Source organism: Maribacter sp. (assembly GCF_049667165.1).
Classification (GTDB): domain Bacteria; phylum Bacteroidota; class Bacteroidia; order Flavobacteriales; family Flavobacteriaceae; genus Maribacter_A.
Genome location: NZ_JBATHS010000352.1, coordinates 1 through 1,889, shown reverse-complemented (window position 1 = coordinate 1,889; position 1,889 = coordinate 1). Strand labels below are relative to the sequence as shown.

Here is a 1,889-nt window from a genome sequence, read left to right as displayed (position 1 = left end):
AGGTATAGACCTGTTCCAGACTATCGGCAACTGCCTTGTTCTGGCTGTACATATCCGAACAGAACACGAAAAAAAAGGCCAATAATACATAGGCCTTTTTTTTATATGGCATTAGTATGGAACACATATTTCCCATTTCACTTTAGAACAGTTAGCTCATGAAGGTTAACTACTACCACTTACTTTGATTTTAGGGTCAATTTCAAATGAAGTCGTTCCAATGGTAAAGCGGATGAAGTATTTATAGACATTATTCTTAGTATTGGCCTTTACTTTTTCCTTTATTTTCTTTTTCCCATTCTTTTTTTTGCCTTTGTTTATTTTGTTTTTGAACACCTTCGCCCTATTGGGTTTCGTGGGGTCATCCAATATTTCAATTTCCTCAATATCAACAATCGCTCCTGATGATGCTACGCCTTCCCACTCTATCTCATCATTTTCATTTACAATGATCGTAAATTCTTCAGGATCATCGCTATTTTCAACGGTAGTACCCTGGCTTGCTGATAAAGAAAATGCCTTTTTGTTGTTACCGTCATTCAATTGTTGGGTGTCGACATGCAAGGTAACGAGGTGTGTTGCTTGTGCAAACGAAATGCCTGTACACACAAGTAACATGATTACCAATAAAAAGATACGTTGCTCTGTGGTTTTCATAATCAGGTTTTTGATTTAAAATATAGTGTAAATTATTGCGAGCCTCTAAAACAAGGACATAAAAAAGGACGAAACACTAATTTGATTGTCCGAGAAGCCCCGAATACTTATCCAAACAAATATCGGTGTACGCCTAGTGTCAATACATATATTCCCCTAACCTCACTCGTATGAATCAAGATAAAGAATTTAAACTGAAATTAGGTGTGTATTCACTATCTTTCAAGAGCAGAAGGACTACGGTCGTGTATATTGTAAGAAATCACTGTAGCCTATACTAGAATAAGACGAACTAATTAGCAACGCAAATGAACCAACCAAAAAAACCACAGCATTTAAAAGATAAGCCTTTACTCAAAAAACCTTACGAAATAGGGGGTCACGCGGAAGAGCTGGTAGATCATTATTGGGGAAGTATCAATTACATCGCCTCCTTGATTAGGGCATCGGAAATAAAGGCGGGCCTTATCCTTTCTTTTTATGGGATCTTGTTCAACATCATTTACCAAAATCTTGGTTTTGTACTTGAATTGGGATCAAAATACGTCTTCCTGTATGTGCTGTTAGGATTGTATTTTATATTCACCACCGCCTCGATTTACTTTAGCATTCGATGTTTTATGCCACGTATTGAAGGGAAATATGAGAAGAATATGTTCTTTTTTGGGGATGTGATTTCAAAGTTCGGAGACATCAGGGAGTTTAGTAAAACCTTTTATCAGGTAAGTTTGAATGAGGTTGAACTATTTGATCAGTTGGGACAACAGATTTATATAAATTCGAAAATCACGGCACTAAAATTCAAAAATGTGAACCGTTCCATTTTTCTCTTGGCCATTGGATTGATCTTGCTTTTTATAATCACTCTTTCTTGTATATTGGTATCTTTTTGAAAATTAACGCTCATTTTACTTCTTTATTAAGGATAATCGGATAATACCAACGATGGATATACAAAAGAATACTATTAAAAAGTTCGGGACGTTTGCTGGGGTCTTTACTCCTACCCTGCTCACGATTCTTGGGGTGATCATGTACCTACGTTTGGGCTGGGTCGTAGGGAATGCCGGTTTGTTGGGTGCGTGGTTGATCATTATCATCTCATTCCTGATAACACTGTGTACGGCTTTATCCATGTCGGCCATTACCACCAACATCCGAATTGGTGCTGGAGGGGCTTATGCCATAATTTCACAAGCCCTTGGGTTGGAAGTAGGTGGGAGTTTGGGCAT

2 protein-coding genes and 1 pseudogene are annotated in these 1,889 nt (G+C 37.7%); 2 read left to right on the top strand and 1 reads right to left on the bottom strand.

Annotation, left to right across the window (positions count from 1 at the left end; all coding sequences use genetic code 11):
* Positions 1 to 165: 165 nt before the first annotated feature.
* Positions 166 to 657: a hypothetical protein gene (locus WBM98_RS16275; protein WP_424367077.1), complete on the bottom strand. Its 492-nt coding sequence runs from the start codon at positions 655 to 657 to the stop codon at positions 166 to 168.
* Positions 658 to 965: 308 nt separating this feature from the next.
* On the opposite strand from WBM98_RS16275, the gene WBM98_RS16270 reads away from it, so the two are divergent.
* Complete coding sequence (locus WBM98_RS16270; protein WP_424367076.1) at positions 966 to 1,550, top strand: Pycsar system effector family protein; 585 nt, start codon at positions 966 to 968, stop codon at positions 1,548 to 1,550.
* Between the two features lie 52 nt (positions 1,551 to 1,602).
* Positions 1,603 to 1,889 (top strand): annotated as a pseudogene (locus WBM98_RS16265) (amino acid permease); the annotation flags it as partial.

Excerpts from the sequence above, each read along its gene's own strand:
- WBM98_RS16275 (WP_424367077.1), bottom strand. The coding sequence starts at position 657 with ATGAAAACCACAGAGCAACGTATCTTTTTATTGGTAATCATGTTACTT.
- WBM98_RS16270 (WP_424367076.1), top strand. The coding sequence starts at position 966 with ATGAACCAACCAAAAAAACCACAGCATTTAAAAGATAAGCCTTTACTC.